Here is a 22,304-nt window from a genome sequence, read left to right as displayed (position 1 = left end):
CCTTGTCGGCACCACGACGGTCGTGAAACGTTCATGCCCGCTACCGTTGAGGCGTGAGCGGGCCGCACGCCCGCTCACCATAGGCGCAGGGTGGCTCGCGGCGACGCCGGAGCGGAGCGGAGGTGTCGGCGTGAGCGGACTGCAGCGGTTTGAGAAGCGTCTCGAGGGTCTGGTCGAGGGCGCCTTCGCCAAGGTGTTCAAGGGTGTCGTCCACCCGGTGGAGATCCTCAACGCGATGCAGACCGAGGCGAACGCCGGGAAGACCAGCATCCCCGGCGGCCGGATCCTGGTCCCGAACCGCTATGTGATCGTCCTGTCCCCCGCCGACCACGAGCGCCTGGCCGCGTACGCCGCCGCCCTCGCCCGCGAGCTCGCCCAGTCGCAGGCCGAGTACATCGGCGAGCAGGGCTGGGCCGTCTACGGCGACATCCTCGTCGAGGTGTCCCGCGGCGAGAACCTGGAGACCGGCCTCTTCCGCGTCGACGCCCAGGTGTACACCGGCGCGGACCAGCGCACCCGGCGCGGCCCCGACAGCGGCGTCCGCCTCGTCACCGACGACGGCTACGCCCACGCCGTCCAGCGCGGCAGCACCGTCATCGGCCGCGGCGACCAGGCCGACCTGCGCCTCGCCGACACGGGCGCCTCCCGCCAGCACGCCCGCCTCGACTTCGACGGCAACCGGCTCACCCTGACCGACCTGGGCTCCGCCAACGGCTCCCGGGTCAACGGCCAGAAGGTCACCACCGTCACCGTCAACCCCGGCGACGAGATCGTCATCGGCACGACCCGCCTCTCCGTCCGCGTCGAGCACCCCCCGTCCTGACCACCTCTCTTCACACCCCGTCATACCGCCCTCACACGACACGCCGACGATTTGCAGCGTGGTGCTAGGGTCGCTGACAAGAGGAACGCCCGGCGGCCCCGCCCACCCCGTATCCCTCCCGATGTGCCGCTGCGCGGCACGCTGCCCGCGCCGAGACGCGGGGCAGCCCGAGCGCCGCATCCACTGCCTGCCCCCGCCTGCCCCCGTCGGCCCGTTGCCCACCGTCCCGTGATCCAAGGCGGACCTGGCAGCGAGCACCCGGTCGCGGTTGATCCAAGGACGACCCCGGCCGTCCACACAGCCACCGGACGACTTCGATCACGAGCAGCGGGCGCTCCGGGACCATCGCGTTGAATGTTGCGCCCGCCGTCGTGATCCAAGGACGGCCCTGGCCGCGCGGACAGCCGGTTCCGTCCTTCGATCAAGGACGTGGAGCCGCGCGGCGGTTCCCGTCCTTCGATCATGGGCGTGGAGAACGTGAGCCCCCGGCAGCCATCACCGGCCGCCGCGGTCAGGTTCGGACGTCGAGGACGACGCGGGTCGGGTGTTGGAGCAGCATGATCCGGAAGCCGTTGCGGTGGGCGGTGGTGACGTCGGCGGTCATGAGGCCGGCGCCAATGATGGTGAAGTGCAGGGCGCGCAGGGACGGCAGGTCGAACGTGTGATCGGCCGGGCCCGTGTACGACGCGTGCGGCGACTGCGTGGGTGAGCCGTTGCCGGTGAAGGTGAGCCGGATCGTCGGGCCGGTGGACGCGTACGAGACGGACACCGTCGGCAGGTCGGGGCCGGTCATGTCGAAGACCAGGCGGTCGTAGCCAGGGTGGCGGCCCGACCGCACCGCGGCGACCACGGCATCGGGGGCGGTGCCGGTGCGCGCGACGGTGGTCGTGCCGAAGGGCTGCGACGGCTGGTGGGCGACGTCGACGGCGATCCGCTCCGGGTTGTGCAGGATGAGGACGCGGAAGCCAACCCGGTCGGCGAGGCCGAGGCCGAAACTCGCGTACCCCTCGAAGAAGCCGCCCGACTTGATCTGCAGCAGGGTCGGCAGGCGCGGGTTGCGGGTGGCCGTGTCCCGGACGCCGGCGAGGCCCTGGAAGACGATCACCAGGTCGGCGGGGCCGGAGAGCTGGATCGCCTCGTCGCGGGCCTGGTGCTCGAGCCGGCCGTATTCGACGCGGTACGCGGGAGTGCCACCGGTGAAGTCGAAGACGGTCCGGTCGTACGCGGCGTGCCGGCCGGTCCGGACCCCGATGAGGGTCACGGGGCCGGCGCCGGAGGCGGGGCCGATGGCGGTGCCGGTGACGGTCGGTGCGGGCAGGTCGGTGGCCGCGGCCGCCGCGGACGGCAGCAGCAGGACGACCCCGACGGTCAGAGCGAAGAACGAGAAGCGGAGCATCTGCGGGCTCCTTCCAGGACGGACGCGGCGCCGTGCCGCGTACATCGGACGGCCCAACGACCCAGGCGGTTGACAGACGGTCACCCAGCCGACACAAACGCAACGCGGGCCCGCCCCCGGAAGAGGACGGGCCCGCGCCGCAGCGGAACGGATGATCAGCCGCCGGTGATGACGAACTGTGAGCCGGGCTCCTTGACGATGTTGCCGTCGGCGGAATTGGTGATGGTCACGTTCGTCAGGTTGGCGTTGCCGCGCGCGCCGGACATGGCGAGGATGCCCGCGCCGTTGTTGGACTTGTCGATGCGCACGTTGGTGATCGCGACGTTCGGCATGTTGCCGCCGCCGTTCTTGAACTGGATGCCGTCGTACGTGGAGTCGAAGATGTCGGTGTCACGGATGGTGACGCCGACGATGTCGAGCGACGACGGGAAGAGCGTGATCGCGCCGAACTCCTGGTCCTCGTTCCAGAAGACGCCGCCGCACCGGTAGAGGCCGTTGTTGGCGATGACCGTGGTGCCGCTGAAGGGCTGCGGGGAGTGGTCGGTCGCCAGCATGATGCCGGGGTAGTTCATGGTGTCGGAGACGAGGTTGTTCTCGATGCCGTTGCCGTAGCCGCCGTAGATGGCGATGCCGTTGGCGCGCCACGGCAGCTGGACGGTGTTGTTGGTGAAGTGGTTGTCGTGGGCGATGTCGACGGCCGCGTCCTTCACCCGCGGGTTGGCCCAGACGGCGAGCGAGTCGTCGCCGGTGGTACGGAACGAGGAGTTGAACACGCGGGAGTTCTTCGTGCCGTTGGAGAAGTTGATGCCGTCGGCGAACGTGTCGCGGATGCGCATCCCGGTGAACTCGAGACCGTCGCCCGGGTTCCAGTAGGCGGGGGTGTCGCTGTAGTCGCGGCCGACCCACGCGCCGACGTTGACGTGCTCGATCCACACGTTGCTGATCTTCGTGTTCTTCCCGAACCGGCCGTTCAGACCGTGACCGCGGTTGGCGCGGTTGGTCGTACCGCCGAAGATCGCGAGATCGGAGATCTGCGTGCTGTCGTCGATGTCGAAGCCGACGTTGCCCTCGTGGGGGTGGTTGATGTTGCCGACGACGTTCTGCGGCTCGGTGAGCGTGTAGAGCTGCGAGTGCCACATGCCGGCGCCGCGGATGGTGACGTTGCGGATGCCCTTCTGGTTGTACTGGCCGCGGGTCGGGTCGACGGACAGGATCTTCTGCTCCTGCCGCCACTGGCCGGCCGGGATCCAGACGCAGCTGATGACGCCGTTCATGTCGTCGTTGACGGCGCGCTGGATGGCGGCGGAGTCGTCGATGCCGTCGTTGGGGACCGCACCGTACGTGGTGATCGACGTGCACCCGGCGGGCTGGCTGAGCGCCGGCGCGACCTGCTCCAGGTCGATCAGGTCGATGTAGTAGAAGGACGCGGTGTCACCGGCGTCGCGCTGCAGCTTGAACTTGGTGCCGGGCGGGTAGGACGACGCCAGCAGCGCGTGCGACTCGTCGAACAGGCGGCGGGCGTTGGCCTGCGGCGAGTTCGACAGCGACTCGGTGTCGTCCGTCGTGCCGTACAGCCAGCTGTACTTCGAGGACAGCGTGATCTTCTGGACGAAGACGTTGTTGGCGTACAGGCTGATCGTGTAGTCCTGACCGCCGCCGGAGGCGGAGTCCGGGACGGAGTTGCGCACGACGATCGAGTTCGCCTGGTTGGTCGAGGTGATCTCGACGTAGTTGCCCTGGCTGTTGAGGCGCACCGACGCGCGGCCCGAGGACTCGGTGCCGAAGTTGGTGTGCCCGAACGTGCGCAGCGAGTCGGCGGTCACCAGGGTGCCCTGGTAGGTGCCGGCCTCCGCCTCGTACGAGGTGTACGGCACCGCCGCGCCCCGCCCGACGACGATCGACTGCGTGAAGGTGTTGTTGCTCTCGTTGGTCTCCGTGAGCACGCCGGTGGCGTCGGCGGTCGCGGTGATGGTCGCGCCGCCGCTGGTCGCGGTCCAGGTGCCGCTGATCGCGACGTTGGCGGTGGCGCCGGCCGCGATCGAGCCCGTGGTGCCGTTGAGCGTGGTGCCGCCGACGGTGACGCGGGTGACCGTGTTGACGCCGGACGCGGTGGTACCGCGGTTGTTGACGGCGACGGTGAAGCTGACGGCCGCGCCGACCGCGGGGTTCGCCGGGTTCGACGACACGCTCAGCACCTGCAGGTCCGGGCCGGGCGCCTGGGCGACGACGAGCTGCGACGAGGCGGTGAACGCGTTGTTGGACTCGTCCTGCTCGGCGACCGTGTTCGCGGGGTCGACGGTCGCGGACACCGGGTAGCTGCCCATGGCGCGGGTGCCGGCGTTGACGGTGACGGTCGTGGACGCGCCGGCGGCGAGCGCACCGACGGCGGCGGTCCCGGCGGAGGCCCCGCCGACGTTGACGTTGACCGTGGTGGCGGCGGAAGCGGCGGTGCCGGCGTTGCGCACCGTCGCGGAGACCGTGACCGGGGTGACCTCGGTCGGGGCCGACGGCGACCACGTGAGGGCGGTGACGACGAGGTCCGGGTTCGGCGCCGGGGTGCCGATGACCTGGAGCTCGGCGACCTGGCCGCCGGGGGCGCCGTTGTTGGTGAAGATCTGCAGCTGCAGGTCGGCGACGCGGCCGCTGACAGGGATCGACACCGTGTTCTGGTTGCCGGTCGGGCTGAAGCCGTAGTCGGCGCGGGCCTTCAGCGACGTGAACCCGGTCGCGGACTGCTCGCGGCCGAGGACCTGGATCGCCTGGGTGCGCGGGCCCCACGCGGTGTCGGGGTTGAGCTTCACGACGACGGAGCTGATGTCGGCGTTGGAGCCGAGCTTCACCGTCAGGATGCCGGGGAGGCCGTTGGACTCCCAGTAGGAGCCGACGTTGCCGTCGTTGGCGTTGGTCGCCACGAACGAGAACACCGAGGAGTTGGCCTCGATCGCCTTGCCCTGGGCCAGGTTCGTGCCGTTCGGCGGGGTGGTCCCGGTCCGGGTGACGTGGTTGCTCTCCGCCGACGTGTTACCCGCCGGGTCGGTCGCCTTCACGTAGTACTCGACCGTCGCCGTGTCCGGCTGCGTGTCGGTGTACACCAGGACGTTGCCGCCGACCGTCGCCCGCAGCGCGCCGTTGGCGAAGACCTGGTAGCTGGCGATGCCCGCCGCCGAGGTCGACGCGGTCCACGTGAGCCGGATCTGGCCCGACGCGGGCTGGGTGTAGGCGAGGTTGCCGGGTGCGGTCGGCGGCTGGACGGTGCCCGCGGCGCCGTAGATCTCGAACTCCGACAGCTGCGCGGCGGGCCAGCCGGTGTTGGCGGAGATGGTGACCCGCACGTACCGGACGCTGGCCGCGGTGAAGTTGATGGTCACCACGTTCTGCGCGGACTGGTTGAACACCCGCCCGGCCGACGGCGACAGGTCGTTGAACGTGGTGCCGTTGACGCTGCCCTGCACGGCCAGGGTCTGCGTGCGGGTGCCCCAGTTCGAGGGCAGCTTCAGCACCACCTGGTCGATGGCCGTGTTGGCGCCCAGGTCGACCTGGATCCACTGCGGGAACACGTTGTTGGTGCTCTCCCAGTACGACCCGGCGTTGTTGTCGTTGACGTTGCCGGTGCCGTACGGGCCGTTGGAGCTGCTGGCCTGTACGGACTTGCCGAGGGCGAGGTTGGGCCCGCCGGCGGCCTGCGCGGCCGGGGGCATCGTGGCGGCGATGACCGCGGTCGCCAGGACCGCGGCAAAGAGCCGCCACCTGGTCTTTCGAGTTCTCATGACGTCTTGGCCTCTCGGGGCGGGGGGCGCGACGCACCGAGCCCGCGGGAGGACGTCCAGCGGGCTGTCGGAGCTTGTCTGGTCGCGGCGGCGGGGACGGACGGTGAGGTGTACGGAGCAGGCGGTGGCGGTCGACTGCTACGCGGCTTGCACAGCGGCGCACAAAATCTTGACGGGTTATGCAAATTTCTTGCGTCGCTGGGCATCCAAGATTTCAGATGGCTGACGGTTCGTCAACATGCGCGACACCGGTTCATTGACAAGGCATTGATAGGAGTGTTTATTGTTAACCACTTTGCCTAATCCCCATCCCCGCTTCCGCAAGGGACACCCCCATGAACAGACCCACCCTCGCCGGCGCAGCCCTCCTGGTGGCGACCACCGCGGTTCTCGCCGTGACGCTCGGCGGTACCGACGCCAACGCCGCCACCGCGGGACCCATCACGGGGCTCGGCGGCAAGTGCGTGGACGTGGCCGCGGCAAGCCCCGCCAACGGCACCGCGGTCCAGCTCTACGACTGCAACGGCACCGCCGCCCAGACCTGGACCGTCGACGGCACGACCATCAAGGCGCTCGGCAAGTGCCTCGACGTGACCGCCGCGTCGACCGCGAACGGCGCGCTCATCCAGCTGTACGACTGCAACGGCACCGGGGCGCAGCAGTGGACCGCCTCGAACGGCACCCTGGTCAACGCCGGCTCCGGCAAGTGCCTCGACGCGACCGGGCAGAGCTCGGCGAACGGCACCCGGCTGCAGATCTGGACGTGCACCGGCGCCGCCAACCAGACGTGGACCCTGCCCGGCGGCACCGTGCCGCCGCCCTCCGGCGGCCTGAACCCCGCGGTCGCGCCCGGCGGCAACTTCGACCTGTCGATCTGGCAGCTGCAGCTGCCCGTCGGCTCCCCCGGCGCGCCCACGACCGTCCCGTCGTCGCAGCTGCGCGGCCCGAACGGGTACACGAACCCGGCGTACTTCTTCACCGACAAGACCGACGGCTCGATGACCTTCTGGGCCCCGGAGAAGGGCGTCACCACCCCGAACTCCAACTACGCCCGCTCCGAGCTGCGCGAGATGAACGCGAACGGCACCGCCGCGGACTGGCGCCTCGCCGGGTCGCACCGCATGAGCGCGACCCTGCGCATCCCGAACGTGACGAAGAACGTCTGCGTCGGCCAGGTCCACCTCGGCACCGGCGGCCCGTCGACGAAGCCGCTGCTGGAGCTGTACTACCGCCCCAACGGCGACATCTACCTCGGCACCGAGAACTCCCCCGACGGCGGCCAGACCCTGCACCTCGTCGGCAACGTCCCGCTCGGCGTCAAGTGGTCCTACGTCATCGCCATCTCCGGCGGCAACCGGATCAACCTGACCGTCAACGGCAGCACCACCAGCTACCCGATCCCGTCGTCGTTCAACCAGTACGGCATGTACTTCAAGGCCGGCTCCTACAACCAGTCCTCCTCCGACAGCACCACCAACGGCGCGAAGGTCAAGTTCTACGCCCTGACCGTCTCACACGCCTGATCTGCCGGCGTGCCGCGACGGCCGAGGGCCGGCCTCCCCGTTCGGGAGACCGGCCCTCGGTGTGCTGTGCGGGTCCTGCTTGCTATCAGGTCGTGATCAGGGGTAGCTGATCACGTTGGACGGGGTCACCGCGGACGGGAGGGCGGGGGCGCCCGTGTCGTTGATGACGTGGGTGATGGAGCCCTTGCCCAGGGACACGGTCATGATGTTGTGGAACTTCACGTTCGGGGTGTTGGGCACTTCGAACGAGTGGTAGGCGGCGATCGACGAGTCCGTGGTGAACACGCAGTAGCTGCCCATGCCCCAGCCCTCGTGGCTGGTGACGTTGGCGCCGACCTTGTAGGCGGCGTAGCCGACGATCCCGTCGTGGGACCAGGCGGCGGCCGACGGCGGGTCGTACGGCAGCTCGTTCTGGAAGAAGATCGTGCGGCCGCCGTTGCCGTTCCAGACCACGTTGTACTTGTTGAAGTGCTCGACGAACAGGCCGTAGGCGAGGACGTTCTGGCCGTTGACGATGAGGCCGTTGTCGGACGGGTTGGAGGTCCAGCCCGCGCCGTCGCCGTGGTCCGCGCGCCACGCCCAGATGTGGTCGATGATCGTGTTGTTGTTGTTGACGATCAGGGCCGCGCTCGCCTTGGCCGCGCCCGCGCCGCCGACGCGCAGGAACACGTCGGAGATGAGGTTCGGGGCGGTGGCGTGGTTGCCGCTGGCGCCGTTCGGGCCGACCTGCAGCAGCGCCGGGGAGTTCGTCGGGCCGGCGTCGAAGAGCAGGCTGGCGATCTTGACCCCGTCGACGTCGCCGATGGCCATCGGCAGGGCGCCGTTGTCCGCGACGATCGTGGCGTACCCGAGGCCGAGGACCACGGTGTTGGCGCGGTTGATGTTGACGGTGCTGTTCAGGTGGTACACGCCGGGGGTGAAGAGCAGGTTGAGGCCCTGCGCGACGGCGGCGTTGAGGGTCGCGGCCGTGACGCCCGGCTTGGCGACGTAGAACTGGGTCAGCGCGAGCGAGGTGCCCGGGGTCTGGCCGTTGATCCAGGTGGCGCCGCTGCTGTTGGTGCGCAGCGACGGCACGAACACCCGGTACGCGCCGGAGGCGTCCATGTACAGGTACGGCTTCTCCTGTGTGATCGGGCTCTGGTTGATCGTGGTGTACGGCGGGTTCGGGAAGCTGTTCGCCGGGGCGCCCTGCACGCCGGAGAACACCATGTTCCAGACCGAGCCGTTCCAGCTGCCGATCGTGCTGTCACGGGTGAACCACTGCTGCTGCGAGCAGGGGTTGATGTTGCCCGTGACGCGGGAGTCGGCGATGTAGCCGCCGGACGCCCAGCCGCAGTTCGGCGACGCGAGGGTCATGCCGCCGTGGATGTCCATGCGGCGGAACGGGGCGGCCTGCGCGACGGCCCACCGGTCGATGCCGTTGACCGGGTACACGGACAGGTTCTCCGCCGAGCGCCAGAAGTTCTGCGTCGCGTTGCCCCCGAACCAGCCGGCGTCGACGGTGATGTCACCGTTGATCCGGACGTCCTGCGGGTTCTGGCCGAGGCCGTTGATCGAGGTGTAGAAACCGATCTGGGCGTTGAGGCCGCTGTACGTGCCGGGCTTGAACAGGAACTGGATGCGGCCGGGGCCGAACTGCGCGGTCTCCTGCTGCGTGAAGACCTGGTCGAGCTTCGCCTGGATCGTCGCGCTGGACTGCGACGGGTCGAAGACGATCACGTTGGCGCCGAGGTCGCCGCCGCCCTGGATCGGGCCGGTGGACGTCGAGGGGGTCGTCGACGGGGACGGGGACGTCGGCTGCGACGGCGTGTTCGACGTCGGGCCGGTGCCGGTCCGGACGATGAACTCCCAGATCGAGTAGCCGTAGCCGGTCGCGCGGGCGGTGCCGTACACCCGGACGAAGCGACCGGTGCCGGTCACGTCGAGGGTCTGGATGCCGCCGGTGCCGCCGGTCACGGTCTTGATCGTGGTGTACGTGCTGCCGTCCGGCGACGTCTGGATCTGGAAGTCCTTGCCGTACGCGGCCTCCCAGTTGATCGTCACCTGGCAGATCGACTGGCTGCTGCCGAGGTCGACGGCCAGCCACTGCGGGTCGCTGAACTGGCTGGACCAGCGGGTGCCGGTGTTGCCGTCCACGGCCGCGCCGGCGGCGTTGGCGCCCGTGTTCTCGGCGCTCGACGCCGTGGCGGGCTTGCCCTGCGCGGCGTTCGCCGTCGTGTTACAGGTGCCGGGGTTGGTGCCGCCGAACGATCCGTAGACCTGGAACTCCCACAGCGAGTAGCCGTAGCCGGTGGCGCGGGCGGTGCCGTACATCCGCACGTACCGGCCGGAGCCGGTCACGTCGTAGGTCTGCGCTCCGCCGGTCGCCCCGGTCACCGACTTGATGTCGGTCCAGGTGTTGCCGTCCGGTGAGGTCTGCAGCTTGAACGCCGTCGCGTACGCGGTCTCCCAGTACAGCTTGATCTGCGTGATCGTCGCGGTCTGGCCCAGGTCGACACGCAGCCACTGCGGGTCGGACGCGGCCGACGACCAGCGGGTGCCGGTCGTGTTGCCGTCGAACGCGGCGGAGGCGGGGGTGCCGCCGTTCTCGTCGGACGACGACAGCGCGGTCTTGCCTTGCGAGAGGAGGGTGTCGGCCGCGGAGGCCGTCAAGGTCGTGGTCACCGCGTACGTCGCCAGCATGAGCATGGCGGCGGCGGACGCGATGATCAGATTCCGGCGGCGGCGGCGCGCCGGTCGTGCGGCGGTCAGCATCAATTGCTCCCGGTTTCAGGGCGGGCGGCAGCCGGCAGCGCCACCGTAGGGGTACGGTGGTGCTCGGTCCGGCCATCCGGGGGGGGTGTGTCACTCCGGGACCGTGAACGGCGGCTCCGGAGTCGGGGTGGGAGAGCGCTCTCCAAGGACGAGGGTTGCCCGATCGAGCGGCCCTGTCAAGAGGTCAGCCACCCCGCGCGCCACTTATTTTTCGATCCGTACGAAGCGTGATGCCTCCGACCTGCCCATTACCCTCCCCCCACTGCGCCGATCACTGGAGAGCGCTCTCTTGTGACTGCCGGTGACTGTTTGCGTCTGCTCGCGGCGCCTGTACTGGCCCGCTACGTTCCGCACGTGACTCATTCCTCGCCGTAGTCACGATTTGCAGGCATGCGTTACGGTGTTGAAGAAGGAACGCCGCCACCGAGAACCTCCGGCCGTCCTCCGCCATGGGGTGGTCGCAGCAGCTTGCAGCAAGGCCTCCCCCGCACCACCCAGCCGCCCGGTCGCCCGCGACGCCCGCGCGGGCCACGCGCGCGACATCGCGACCCCACGGTCGGTCGGGCCCGCGGTCGGGTCGGGCCCGCGGTCGGGTCGGGCCCGCGGTCGGGTCGGGCCCGCGGTCGGGTCGGGCCCGCGGTCGGGTCGGGCCCGCGGTCGGACCAGCGGCTCGGGAGGGTTCCGGAGTGGTCGGGTCAGCAGCCGGGAGAGCTCCGGATCAATGGCGCAAAGAGACTTCCGGCAGGCGCCGGGAGGTTCCGCGGGTCGGCGGCCCTTGGAGGGCGCCGAGGCAGCAGCCCGAGCTGCGGCCTCGATCAGCGGCTCGGGTGACTTCGGGCCGGGCTTGAGCGATTTCAGGCCGGCGGCCCGGTCGGCTCGGACTCTGCGCGTGGGTGACTTCGAGGCAGTGACCTGGGTGGTTTCAGGCCGGCGGCTCGGGTGACAGCGGCAGCGGGCAGGCTGGCCGGACTCGGGCAGGCGCGGCAGTCTCCGGACACGGGCGAGGCCGGCGGTTCACGGGCGAGGCCGGCGGTTCCGGACACGGGCGGGCGCGGCAGTGCCAGGCCGGGCTCGGGGGTGGTGCAGGCCGGGCCCGAGTGGCTTCGGCGGCCCGTCTGGCCGCCGCAACGGGCGTACCCCTCCGCTCGCCGCATGGCCTCGACCGCCGGCGCGAGGCGCCTGCGTCAGTGGCTCGAAAGGCGGAGGTCGCCGACCGCGGTGACGGCTGGGCCCGAGCCAAGCGTGAACCCGAGGTGCCGTAGGCGCGCCACCTGGCCAGGGTCGCTGACGCCACTGATCACCGTCTCTACGCCCGTTGCGGCGACCAGTCGGGCCACGGCGTCGACGAGGGCATCGCGGCGGCGGTCGAGGTCGTCCGCGGAGAAGGGGCTACCCGGAGAAAAGGGGTGATCTGCTCGAAAGGGAGCATCAGCGGCGAAGCGGACGTCTGCGGGAAAGGGGGCATTCGCAGCGAAGCGGCCGTCCGCGGGGAAAGGGGCATTCGCAGCGAAGCGGCCGTCCGGGGAGAAAGGAGCGGTCGCGGGGACTGGGCCAGCAGTCGGGAACAGGGCGGCGTCCAGCACCAGGCGTGTGAACGGCAACGAGACCAGCAGGTCGAGGCGGGCGTGTGCGGTGCCGGTGTGGTCCAGGGCCAGGCCGACGCCGATCGCGCGGAGCTCCTGCAGCGCGCCGCGGACCCCCGTACCCTCGCCGGCGTCCTCGCCCGCGAGAGCGGCCGGCACGGCCAGGGTGAGGCTGGCGGGGGCGACGGCCGCGGCGGCCAGGATGCCGGCGACGTCGTGCGGGAAACCGGGGGCGAGCAGCGCCGAGCGGCTCACGTCGACGGTGAACGGGCGGCCCGGGGGTGTCACGCGGCACGCCTCGGTGAGCAGCCAGCGGACGAGGGGCACGGTCAGGTCGGCGACGTCGACGGAGGGCCAGCGGGCGCTGAGGCGGCGTTCGACCTCGGCGCCGTCGGTGAGGCGGGCGATCGGCTCGTGGGTGAGCTCGACGCGGCCCGCGTTGATCGCGGCGCGGAGTTCGTCGGCGCGCTGGGCCGGGGTGGCGAGCAGGCCCGCCAGCGACGGGCTGTACCGGGCGAACCGTCCCTTGCCGGCCTGTTTCGCGGCGTACATGGCGATGTCCGCGTGGCGGAGCAGCAGCTGGGGGTCGTCGGAAGCGGGGCGCTGCGCGACGCCGACGCTGGCGTTCACGGTCAGCAGGTGGCCGTGTGTTGTGACGGGGTTGGCGAGCTCGGCCAGGATCCGTTCGGCGACCTCACCGGCGGCGGCCTCGTCGGCGAGTGGCAGCAGGACCGCGAACTCGTCGCCGCCGAGGCGGGCCACGAGGTCGCCGGGGCGCACGGCGGCGCTCAGCCGGCGGCCGACCTCGACGAGCAGGCCGTCGCCGACGTGGTGGCCGAGGGTGTCGTTGACGGTCTTGAAGTCGTCGAGGTCGACCAGGATCGCGGCGCCGTGGAAGGCCGCGTCGAGGGTGTCGTTGAACAGGGACCGGTTCGGCAGGCCGGTGAGCGCGTCGTGGGTCGCCTGCTCGTGCAGGAGCCGCTGGTGCTCGCGGACCGTGCCGAGCAGCGCGTCGTTGTCCCGGAACGCGAGCAGTTGCCGCAGCACGACGGTGGCGGTCGCGGCGACCGCGCCGGCGAGGACGGGGCCGTCGCCGCTGTTCGCGACGAGCAGCAGGTAGACGCCGACGACCGCGAAGTAGGGCAGGATGCTGTACGGGCGGCGCCGCCGGCGGACCACGGTCGCCGGCCGGACGCGGCGCAGCTGCACGACCCCGGCGAGGCCGACCATCGTGCCCTCGGCGGTGGTGATGATGTCGGAGACGCCGGCGAGCCGGTCGTTCTGCAGCACGGGCACGAGCGCGGACCCGACCGCGCCGAGCACGACGACGCCGGCGAGGGACTGCAGCGCGAGCATGTCGACGGCGTCGGTGCCGACGAGGATGAGCTTCACGACGGCGAGGACGGCGAGCAGGCACAGCAGGCTCAGCACCAGCAGCCCCAGTGCGCGCGGCAGGTCGGCGCGGGCGTCGGAGATCGGTTCGAGCACGAACTGCCACAGGAACGTCGCCGAGCACACCAGGACGGTCGCGGCGTCGAGGCCGAGGCGCAGCCAGTCGCCGCGACTTCGGCTGCGGGTCGGCAGCCGGAGCAGCCCCCACAGCACCAGCAGCAGCGCGATGCTGAGCAGCAGCACGGCGCCGGCGAGGACGGGCCCGGACTTGCGGCCGCCGAGGCTCGCCTCGGTCAGGGGTTTCGTGGCGGGCGCGATGAGCAGCGCGGCGATGCCCATGAGCCGCCAGAAGCGCCGGCCGGCGGGGGCGAGCCGGTCAAGGCGGGACGCCTGGAACAGGAACCAGGAGGCGACCGCGAGGGACAGGGCCCCGGGCAGCCATCCGAGGATCGTCATGCCGTCGAACCCGAGCCCGCGGGCGACGGCCCAGCCGAGGGCGACGGCGAAGAGCGGGGCGTAGAGCAGCAGCAGCCGACGGACACCGTCGGCCAGCGTGTCAGCGCGCCGCTCCGGCTCGTCCAACGCCTGACCTCACCGCCTCGTCCTGTGCCGGTGTTTCCCGGCCGACGTCTTGTTCGGCCGGAGTGGTGCCGAGCTGAGCGGTATCGCGTGCGGACAGGGTAGCGGTCCGTCACCGCTCACGTCGACCGAGGATCTGCCGATGACGGGGGTATGAATCTCCGACGGCTCGCGCCGCCGAAGCAGCTGGGCGGGCGGATCCGCTGGCTCTTCGTGATCTTCGGAGTCTTCAACCTCGTCACCGTGCTGCCCCGGGTGCTGGGCCACGGCACCGGGCCGGTCACGGCGCGGGTCGCCGCCGCCGTGGCCGCGGTCGCGCTCGCCGGGTGGTGGTTGCGCCGGTACCGGCTGGGCACGTTCCCCGCGTGGATGATCCCGTTCGAGGCCCTCGCCCTGCTCGCGATCGGTCTCGGCATGCGGGACTGGGTGGCGACGCTGGGGCTGCTGTTCGTGTTCGTGTCGTTCCGCGGCCTGTACGGCACGTGGCGGCACGTGCTCGCGTTCACGGTGCTCGTCTTCGCCGCCGCGGTCGCCGGGGTGGCGTTGACGGAGCCGTCGCACGTCGCGCAGTTCCTCCAGCAGGCGCCCGGGGTGCCGCCGCTCGCGCTGTTCACGGCGGCGGTCGCGGAGTCGACCCGGCGCCAGGAGCGGGCCGCGGCGCGGGAGCGGGTGTTCGCCCGGCTCGGCTCGACGCTCGCGACCACGCAGGACCGGGAGACGATCCTGCGACTGAGCGCGGAGGCGGCGGTCGAGCTGCTCGACGGCATCCCCGGCGGGTGGGCCGTCACCGTCGTCGACGACCTCGTGGTGACCGCCGCCGGTCCTGTACCGGTGGAGCTCCTGACCGGCCCGGTGCCGCCGGCGGCGGAGGGTGGCGGCGTCCGGATCCCGCTGCGCTCCGACAAGCAGCACTTCGGTGACCTCCTGGTCGGCAACGGGTCCGCCGAGGTGCGCCCGTCGCTCGCGGCCCTCGCCGCGCAGACGTCCCTCGGCCTGGTCAACGCCGAGCACGCCGCCGACCTGCACTATCAGGCGTTCCACGACAACCTCACGGGGCTGGCGAACCGGTCGCTGCTGCGCGAGCACCTCGGCCACGCCCTCGCCCGGGCCGGCCGTGGCAGCCCGGTCGCGGTGCTGCTCATCGACCTGGACGGGTTCAAGCAGGTCAACGACACCTACGGGCACGCGGCCGGCGACCAGCTCCTGGTCGCGGTCGCGCAGCGGCTCCGCGACGGCATCCGCGGCGCCGACACGGCCGCCCGGCTCGGCGGCGACGAGTTCGCGGTGGTGCTGGACGGCATGGACGCCGCCGGCGACGCCGTTCACGTCGCGGGCCGGCTCCTCGCGGCGATCCAGGAGCCGGTCCCGAACGCGGTGCTGGGAGCGACCGGCACCGCCGGGGCGGCGCTGCTGCCGCAGGCGAGCATCGGGGTCGCGGGCTGGCGCGGGCACGCCGGGATCGACGAGCTGCTGCACGACGCGGACGTCGCGATGTACGCGGCGAAGACCGCCGGCAAGGGCCGCGTCGCGCACCGCGACGAGACCGGCACGGTGCGGCTCGCGGCGGCCCTGACCTCCTGAGATCCCGGTCTGGAGATCCGCACATATTGACCTAAGTGATAGTGAGGACGACACTGGCTACAAACCTGTGACATCGATGTCACGATGTCACGAACCGGCCGCCACCGGGAGTAGTCATGAGACGTTCCATCCATCCGCACCGCCTCCTGCTCGCCGCCGCCGCACTCGTGCTGGTCGCGGCGGGGCTCGGAGCCCACACCGCGGTCGCCGACGCCGGCGAAACCGCGACGTTCAAGATGCCCGCCGACGACCCCGCCCGGGGTCTCGTCTACGGCGGGTTCAAGGCCGGCACCGGCCGCTGCGCCGGCCTGCTCGAGGTCAAGGCCGTGCCGGGCGCCTGCACGCACGGCCCCGACGCGCCGTTCCAGGGCCTCGACGTGTCCAAGTCGGTGCCGCCGCTGACGGGGCTCGCGGTCAACCCGCTCAGCGTCGTCTGCGACGGCGACGGCGTGTCCGGCAACCGCGTGCAGGTCCTGTACGTGCGCGGCTCCGGCAACGCCGACCGCTACAACCAGTACCTCGCGTCGATCCGCACCTGGTCCTCCCAGGTCGACGACATCTACAGCGCCTCCGCCGCGCAGACCGGCGGCACCCGGCACGTCCGGTTCGTCACCGACAGCAGCTGCAACATCACGGTCACGAACGTCGCGATCGCCAACAGCGCGCTCAGCGACTTCGGCAACTCGGTCAACGCGATCAAGGCCCTCGGCTTCAACCGCACCGACCGCAAGTACCTGATGTACGTGGACGCCACCGCGCTGTGCGGCGTCGCGTACGTGACGCTCGACGACCGGCCGGGGCAGGACAACGCCAACAACTCCGGCGCCTCGTTCAGCCGGGTCGACTCGGGCTGCTGGTCGGCGGGTCCGGCCGCGCACGAGCTGACCCACGCGATGGGCGCGGTGATGAGCTCGTCGCCGAACCACACCGCGTACGGCCACTGCACCGACGACTACGACATCATGTGCTACAACGACGGCCCCGGCACGGTCATGCGGATCGTCTGCACCGACCAGGCCCAGGACAACCGTCTGGACTGCAACAAGAACGACTACTTCAACACCAACCCGCCCGCCGGGTCCTACCTGGCGACGCACTGGAACACCGCCAACAACCGCTTCCTGATCTCCAGTGGCGGAGGCGGCGGCGGTACGGGTGGGCCGCTCACCCTCACCGGCGTGGGCAAGTGCGTGGACGTCAACGCCGGCGCCACCGCCAACGGCACCAAGGTCCAGATCTGGACGTGCAACGGCACCGCCGCCCAGAAGTGGACCCTGCCCGGCGACGGGTCCGTCCGCGCGCTGGGCAAGTGCCTCGACGTCAGCGCCAGCGGCACCGCCAACGGCACCAAGGTCCAGCTGTGGGACTGCAACGGCACCGGGGCGCAGCAGTGGACGTACGTGTCCGCCAGCCAGGCGCTGCGCAACCCGCAGTCGGGGCGCTGCCTGGACGACCCGTCGGGCAGTACCACCGACGGAACCCAGATGCAGATCTGGGACTGCAACGGGACCAACGCGCAGCGGGTGACGCTGCCGTAGAAGTGCTGTGACAGGACGGACCCGCCGGGAATGTTTCCCCCCTCCCGGCGGGTCCTGCTTGTGTACTGACGGACGGAATTCGTCAGCCCGAGTGCGGGCAGGTGTCGCGGTACTCCTCGATCGCCGACCCGGACGGCTTGGGGCACAGGAACTGCTCGTAGCGGGTGTCGTTGTCGACGAACCGCTTGAGCCAGGAGATGCTGTACTTCGCGACCGTCACGTTGCTGGACGTGGGCGCCGAGTGCGAGGCGTTGTTGAGCTCCAGGTACGCCTTGTCGAGGCTCGCCGGCAGGCTCGTGTAGAACGGCTCGGCGTGCGAGGCGACCGGCGCGACGCTGTCGTTCTCGGCGCCGATGATGAGCGTCGGGACCTGCACCGACGACCAGGTCTTCGTGGTGTTCCAGGGTGTGAGCGGGATGGCGGCCTGCAGCGCGGGCCGGGTCGTGGCCGCGGCGAGGCTGCCGCCGCCACCCATGGAGTGGCCCATGACGCCGAGCCGGCTCGCGTCGATGCGCGTGCGCACGGAGCTGCTGCCGGTCAGGTAGTCCAGCGCGGCGAGCAGCTGGCGGCCGCGACTGGCCGGCTGGTCCAGGGTGGACAGGGTGTCGATGGTGATGATGACGAAGCCCTGCGAGGCGAGGCGCGGGCCGAGCCAGGCGACGCTGGACTGCGACGCGGTGTAGCCGGGTGAGATCGCGACGGCGCCGAAGGTGCCGGCGGTCGTGCTGGTCGGGTAGTAGATGGTGCCGCCGCCGAACCCGGTGACGCTGCCGCGCGCCACCGTGGTCTGGCCGATGGCGAACGACCCGCGGGTGGCCTCGATGGAGGCGACGGTGGGTGCGGGGCCGCGCTCGTACGGGTTGGCCGCGAGCGCGGGCGTGACCTGGCCGCCGCCGAACGTCACGGCGAGCGCCGCGACGACGACCAGGGCGAGCCGTCTGAGGTGGTGCATGGCGGGCTCCTCATATTGGCATCAATAAATGCCAGGCCAGTCTGGAGCCACTCCGCTACCGGCGGGTAATCCCGCGACGGACCATCCTCCGGCGCTATGACGGCGCCCGCCCTTCATGAAAACCCGTTATGAAAGCGCATTCCTGAATGCTTCGGGTCTTGCCAGGGGCAGCAAACGTTTGCAAAGCTCGATGGATGACCTCCCGCCGAACCCTGCTCACCGCCGCGCTCGGCGCGGTCGCCGGCAGCACCACCGCCGGTCTCGCCGCGTCACCCGCCGGCGCGCGGCCGGGCCCGCACCTGACGGTCGCCGCCGACGGCTCGGGCGACCACACCAGCATCCAGGCCGCCGTGGACGCCGTGCCGTCCGGGAACCCCGGGCCGTTCACCATCAAGGTCAGGCCCGGCGTCTACCGCGGCCAGGTGATCATCCCTGCCGACAAGCCCGACATCGTGCTGCGCGGCCAGGGCGCCGACCCCACCCAGGTGGTGATCGTCGACGACCGTGCCAACGGCACCCCCCGCCCGGACGGCGGCACGTGGGGCACCTCGGGCAGCGCCTCGGTCACCATCTCCGGCGCCGGCTTCTCCGCCCGCAACCTGACCTTCGCCAACGACTTCGACGAGGCCGCCCACCCCGAGATCACATCGAAGCAGGCCGTCGCCGTCCTCACCCGCGCCGACCGTGTCGCCTTCGACAACGTCCGCTTCCTCGGCAACCAGGACACCCTGTACGTCAACACCCCCGACGCCGCCACCATCAGCCGCGTCTACCTGCGCAAGTGCTACATCGAGGGCGACGTCGACTTCATCTTCGGCCGCGCCACCACCGTCTTCGACCGCTGCGAGATCCGCTCCCTGAACCGCGGCTCGACCACCAACAACGGCTACGTGACCGCCGCGAGCACGTCGATCGCCAACCCGTTCGGCTTCCTGATCGTCAACAGCAAGCTGACCAGCGACGCCCCCGCCGGCACGGTCTTCCTGGGCCGCCCGTGGCACCCGAGCAACGACCCGGCCGCGGTCGCCCAGACCGTCATCCGCGACTCGACCCTCGGCGCGCACATCGCCGCCGCGCCGTGGACCGACTTCGGCACCTGGTCCTGGCGCGACGCCCGCTACGCCGAGTTCCACAACCGCGGCCCCGGCGCCGCGATCACCGCCGACCGCCCCCAGCTGACCCCGGACCAGGCCGCCGCCACCACCATCGACACCTACCTCGGCGACTGGCACCCGCAACACTGACCCGACTCACCCTCCCACCTGCCTGCCGACCCAGACGTTGGTCAACACCCCGCCCCGCATAGACGTCGCGCGATCCACCTGCACTTTGAAGATCATCTCGTAGGTGGATCGCGCACCTTCTATGGAACAAAGGCCCCATACAGGGGCATTGACCAGCGTCTGCGTCCGGAACGGAAGGCAACCCAACCGGAAGGCAGCCCCGACGCCGCGTCGTTCCACCGCCTGCACGACAAGCGCGGGGCGGCGACACCCGCAGCGCAAGGCGGCCAGCAGCGGCGAGAAGACAACGACCCCCTGCTGGCGTTCCAGCACATGCCCGAGTTCGGCATGCCGGACACCAAGGTGGAGATCCCCAGAAGCGGCGAGCACCCGCGGGGGCGGCTCCGACGGCGAGTTCAAACCGGTCGGCGACCTGACCCCTCCGCGACGCCACGCGCGAGGTCAGATCCGGTCGAGGCGTTCTGGCGAGCACGTCGGGCGGGCGGCCCGGCCACCCGAGCGAGAGTTGCCGCGCTGGCGGACTCGACGGGGCGGGCGTGGCAGCGTCGCGGTGACGGCGCGCGCGACCCGGGTTGCTGCGAATCGCCGGCAGGGAGGGATGGCTGGCGTGGGCGGTTGCGACGGACGGAACGAAGGGCGGCGGCGGTGGCGCACGGCTTTCAACACACCGTAACGCACGCAAAAAAATCGGACAGCGAGTCTGTCCACCGCCCGGCCACCGAGTGTAGTGCGTGCTGGTGAGTGTGGCGCAAAAGCGTGCTGGGGCTGGGTTTCAGGGGGTGACGGTGGGGGTGCCGAGGGCGACGGTCAGCAGGAGGAGCCACTCGGGGTCGCGGAGGCGGTCGCCGTACAGCTCGCGGAGCTTGGCCACGCGGTAGCGGACGGTCTGCGGGTGGACGAAGAGGTCGGCGGCCACGTCGTCGCGGCGGCCCTGGTGCAGCAGCCAGCTGCGCAGGGTCTCGACGAGCTTCGTGACGGTGGACTCGCGCTCGCCGGCGAGCGGGGCCAGGGCCTGTTCGCGCAGGTCGGCCAAAGCGCGGGGGTCGGCGGTGACGACGAGGTCGACCAGGTGCTCCTCGGTGTCGACGGGAGCGGTGCCCGGGAAGAGCCGGGACACGCGGACGGCGCGCTCGAACGAGTGGCGGGCCAGGGACCACGGCACGGGCGGGCCGGTGACGGCGCCGTGCGGGGCCACGAGGCGCAGCAGGTGGCCGCGGGCGGCGCCGTGCGCGTCGGGGACGAGCAGGACCGACGTGTCGCGGAGGTGCTCGACGGTGGTCTGCAGGGTCCGCGGGTCGAGCAGGTCGACGACGGGCCGGGCGGCGCGGATGCCGCTGTCCGGGAGCAGGACCGCGGTCAGGGTCTGCGGCGCGGTCCAGTCGGCGGCCTCGGCGGCGGTCGCGGCCGCGGCGACGGCCTGGGCGGGCTCGCCCACCAGGAGGCTCTGCGCGAGGCGGTCCAGGGCGCGGCGACGGGCGCGGCCGGAGGTCGCGAGCTCGTCGGAGTGGCCGGTGACGCTCGCCGCGGACAGCTCGTCGATGTAGGCGAAGGTCAGCTCGGCGAAGCGTGCGAGGGCCGGTGCCGCCATGCCGGCGCCGACGGTGACGGCGGCGAGCTCCCGCCATGCGACCCTGGCGCCGACCCGGTAGGCGGCGAGGAGCGCGTCGAGGCTGCGGCCGGAGCGGGCCTCGCCCCGGCCGAGCGCGTACGCGCCCTCGAGGGACGCGGCCATGGGTGAGGGGCCGGTCTTGCGGGAGGCGAGGTTCAGGAAGCCGCCGAGCGCGGCGCGGACCGCCAGCTCGATCTTCGTGCCCATCTCGCCGGTGAGGGCTCCCGCGTACGCGGGAACCTCCTGGACGATGGCGGCCACGGCGTGACCGGCGACCTCCGGCAGGGCGTGGCGGAGTGACTCGGTGACGCCGGCCTGCAACCGGAAGGCGCCGAGCGCGCTGGTTTTGTCTTCAGGGAACAAGAATCACGCCTCGATTCACGCGGACCGGTCATGATTTTATCCTGAACATCCCCTCATGCTGGAGCCATGGCCGCTGCTCAAGCCCTGCGCGCCGGTGCCTGGCGGGTCGTCGAGCTCCTGACGACGCCGCTGGTGCCGGCCGACTACCTCGACGTGATCGCGCCGCTGCGCAACGCCGACGTGCTGCGGGCGAAGGTCGTCGCGGTCCACCGGGAGACGGAGCGGGCGGTCACCCTCACGCTGCGCCCGGGGCGCGGCTGGCGGCGGCACGAGCCCGGGCAGTACCTGCGGCTCGGCGTGGACGTCGACGGGGTGCGGCTGTGGCGGGCGTACTCGCTGACCAGCGCGCCCGACCGGCCCGACGGGCTGGTGACGGTCACGGTGACCGCGGTCGCCGGCGGTGCGGTCAGCCGCCACCTGATCGACCGTGCCCACCCCGGCATGCTGCTCGGCCTGGAGCGCCCCACCGGCGAGTTCACCGGCGCGGACACGGCGGCGAAGGTCCTGTTCGTCACGGCCGGCAGCGGTCTCACCCCGGTGATGGGCATGTTGCGCTCCACCCGGCTGGCGGATGCGGTACTCGTACACTCCGCGCCGACACGACACGACGTCCTCTTCGGCGACGAGCTGCGGGGGCTCGCCCGCGACGGCAGGGTCAGGCTGGTCGAGCGGCACACCCGCGTCGACGGCCGCCTCTCCCCCGCCGACCTCGAGGCGCTCGTCCCGGACCTCGCGGAGCGCGACACGTGGGCCTGTGGCCCCAGCGACATGCTCGACGAGCTGACCCGGCACTGGACGGGCCGGCGGGAGCTCCGCGTCGAGCGGTTCCGGCCCGCGATCGTCGCCGCGGACGGCGACGGCGGCACGGTGACGTTCCAGCGGTCCGGCAAGGTCGTCGAGGCCGGCCCCGGCACGCCGCTGCTGGAGGCCGGCGAGGCCGCCGGGGTCCTGATGCCGTCCGGCTGCCGGATGGGCATCTGCTTCGGCTGCGTGCTGCCGCTGCGCGAAGGCGCCGTCAGGGACCTGCGCGACGGCCGGGTCACCACCGCCACCGAGGGCGACAACGTCCTCGTCCAGACGTGCATCTCCGCCGCCGCCGGCCCCTGCCGGCTCGAAGCCTGATACCGGCGCCGACCCCGACCGGCCCGAAGCAAGAAGAACCACCGGCCCCGAAGCACGAGACCGCCGCCGACCCCGCCG

At 71.4% G+C, this 22,304-nt stretch carries 12 protein-coding genes; 6 read left to right on the top strand and 6 right to left on the bottom strand.

Annotated features, from left to right (window positions below):
• The first annotated feature begins 130 nt into the window (after positions 1 to 130).
• Positions 131 to 823, top strand: a complete 693-nt coding sequence (locus ABD332_RS25145; protein WP_344504554.1) for an FHA domain-containing protein — start codon at positions 131 to 133, stop codon at positions 821 to 823.
• 511 nt (positions 824 to 1,334) lie between these two features.
• Here ABD332_RS25145 and ABD332_RS25140 read toward each other — a convergent pair.
• Both ABD332_RS25140 and ABD332_RS25135 read right to left on the bottom strand, forming a co-directional pair.
• Positions 1,335 to 2,219, bottom strand: coding sequence for an AMIN-like domain-containing (lipo)protein (locus tag ABD332_RS25140; RefSeq protein ID WP_344504553.1), 885 nt, complete (start codon positions 2,217 to 2,219; stop codon positions 1,335 to 1,337).
• A gap of 155 nt (positions 2,220 to 2,374) precedes the next feature.
• A complete protein-coding gene (locus tag ABD332_RS25135) occupies positions 2,375 to 5,986 on the bottom strand; it encodes a CARDB domain-containing protein (RefSeq protein WP_344504552.1) in 3,612 nt (1,203 codons plus the stop codon).
• A 335-nt stretch (positions 5,987 to 6,321) separates the two neighbouring features.
• Here ABD332_RS25135 and ABD332_RS25130 point away from each other — a divergent pair, with 335 nt between their 5' ends.
• Positions 6,322 to 7,509: a polysaccharide lyase family 7 protein gene (locus ABD332_RS25130; protein ID WP_344504551.1), complete on the top strand. Its 1,188-nt coding sequence runs from the start codon at positions 6,322 to 6,324 to the stop codon at positions 7,507 to 7,509.
• Positions 7,510 to 7,605: 96 nt separating this feature from the next.
• Here the strand turns inward: ABD332_RS25130 and ABD332_RS25125 are convergent, their stop codons facing one another.
• A complete protein-coding gene (locus tag ABD332_RS25125; protein WP_344504550.1) occupies positions 7,606 to 10,263 on the bottom strand; it encodes a discoidin domain-containing protein in 2,658 nt (885 codons plus the stop codon).
• Between the two features lie 1,184 nt (positions 10,264 to 11,447).
• Positions 11,448 to 13,820, bottom strand: coding sequence for a diguanylate cyclase domain-containing protein (locus ABD332_RS25120; RefSeq protein WP_344504549.1), 2,373 nt, complete (start codon positions 13,818 to 13,820; stop codon positions 11,448 to 11,450).
• 150 nt (positions 13,821 to 13,970) lie between these two features.
• On the opposite strand from ABD332_RS25120, the gene ABD332_RS25115 reads away from it, so the two are divergent.
• Together ABD332_RS25115 and ABD332_RS25110 are read left to right on the top strand one after the other, a co-directional pair.
• On the top strand, positions 13,971 to 15,398 hold the full coding sequence (locus ABD332_RS25115; RefSeq protein WP_344504548.1) for a diguanylate cyclase domain-containing protein: 1,428 nt from the start codon (positions 13,971 to 13,973) through the stop codon (positions 15,396 to 15,398).
• 116 nt (positions 15,399 to 15,514) lie between these two features.
• Positions 15,515 to 16,936, top strand: coding sequence for a ricin-type beta-trefoil lectin domain protein (locus ABD332_RS25110; RefSeq protein WP_344504547.1), 1,422 nt, complete (start codon positions 15,515 to 15,517; stop codon positions 16,934 to 16,936).
• Positions 16,937 to 17,018: 82 nt separating this feature from the next.
• On the opposite strand, the gene bdeA is transcribed toward ABD332_RS25110, so the two are convergent.
• Positions 17,019 to 17,888, bottom strand: coding sequence for a bis(hydroxyethyl) terephthalate hydrolase (bdeA, locus tag ABD332_RS25105; RefSeq protein WP_344504546.1), 870 nt, complete (start codon positions 17,886 to 17,888; stop codon positions 17,019 to 17,021).
• A gap of 194 nt (positions 17,889 to 18,082) precedes the next feature.
• On the opposite strand from bdeA, the gene ABD332_RS25100 reads away from it, so the two are divergent.
• Entirely contained in the window at positions 18,083 to 19,132 is a 1,050-nt protein-coding gene (locus ABD332_RS25100) for a pectinesterase family protein (RefSeq protein ID WP_344504545.1), read from the top strand.
• A gap of 772 nt (positions 19,133 to 19,904) precedes the next feature.
• Here the strand turns inward: ABD332_RS25100 and ABD332_RS25095 are convergent.
• Complete coding sequence (locus ABD332_RS25095; RefSeq protein WP_344504544.1) at positions 19,905 to 21,104, bottom strand: PucR family transcriptional regulator; 1,200 nt, start codon at positions 21,102 to 21,104, stop codon at positions 19,905 to 19,907.
• A 66-nt stretch (positions 21,105 to 21,170) separates the two neighbouring features.
• Here ABD332_RS25095 and ABD332_RS25090 point away from each other — a divergent pair, with 66 nt between their 5' ends.
• Positions 21,171 to 22,226 carry a ferredoxin reductase gene (locus tag ABD332_RS25090; protein WP_344504542.1) on the top strand — a complete coding sequence of 352 codons (1,056 nt, stop codon included), beginning with the start codon at positions 21,171 to 21,173 and terminating at the stop codon, positions 22,224 to 22,226.
• The last annotated feature ends 78 nt before the right edge of the window (positions 22,227 to 22,304 follow it).

Origin of the sequence: Dactylosporangium maewongense (genome assembly GCF_039531485.1) — a bacterium.
Lineage (GTDB): Bacteria > Actinomycetota > Actinomycetes > Mycobacteriales > Micromonosporaceae > Dactylosporangium > Dactylosporangium maewongense.
Note: the sequence above shows the minus strand (reverse complement) of the source record. Positions and strands in the feature narration are given on the sequence as shown.

Coding starts and splice junctions, on each gene's coding strand:
- ABD332_RS25140 (WP_344504553.1), bottom strand. CDS start 2,219: ATGCTCCGCTTCTCGTTCTTCGCTCTGACCGTCGGGGTCGTCCTGCTG.
- ABD332_RS25135 (WP_344504552.1), bottom strand. CDS start 5,986: ATGAGAACTCGAAAGACCAGGTGGCGGCTCTTTGCCGCGGTCCTGGCG.
- ABD332_RS25130 (WP_344504551.1), top strand. CDS start 6,322: ATGAACAGACCCACCCTCGCCGGCGCAGCCCTCCTGGTGGCGACCACC.
- ABD332_RS25125 (WP_344504550.1), bottom strand. CDS start 10,263: ATGCTGACCGCCGCACGACCGGCGCGCCGCCGCCGCCGGAATCTGATC.
- ABD332_RS25115 (WP_344504548.1), top strand. CDS start 13,971: ATGAATCTCCGACGGCTCGCGCCGCCGAAGCAGCTGGGCGGGCGGATC.
- ABD332_RS25110 (WP_344504547.1), top strand. CDS start 15,515: ATGAGACGTTCCATCCATCCGCACCGCCTCCTGCTCGCCGCCGCCGCA.
- bdeA (WP_344504546.1), bottom strand. CDS start 17,888: ATGCACCACCTCAGACGGCTCGCCCTGGTCGTCGTCGCGGCGCTCGCC.
- ABD332_RS25100 (WP_344504545.1), top strand. CDS start 18,083: ATGACCTCCCGCCGAACCCTGCTCACCGCCGCGCTCGGCGCGGTCGCC.
- ABD332_RS25090 (WP_344504542.1), top strand. CDS start 21,171: ATGGCCGCTGCTCAAGCCCTGCGCGCCGGTGCCTGGCGGGTCGTCGAG.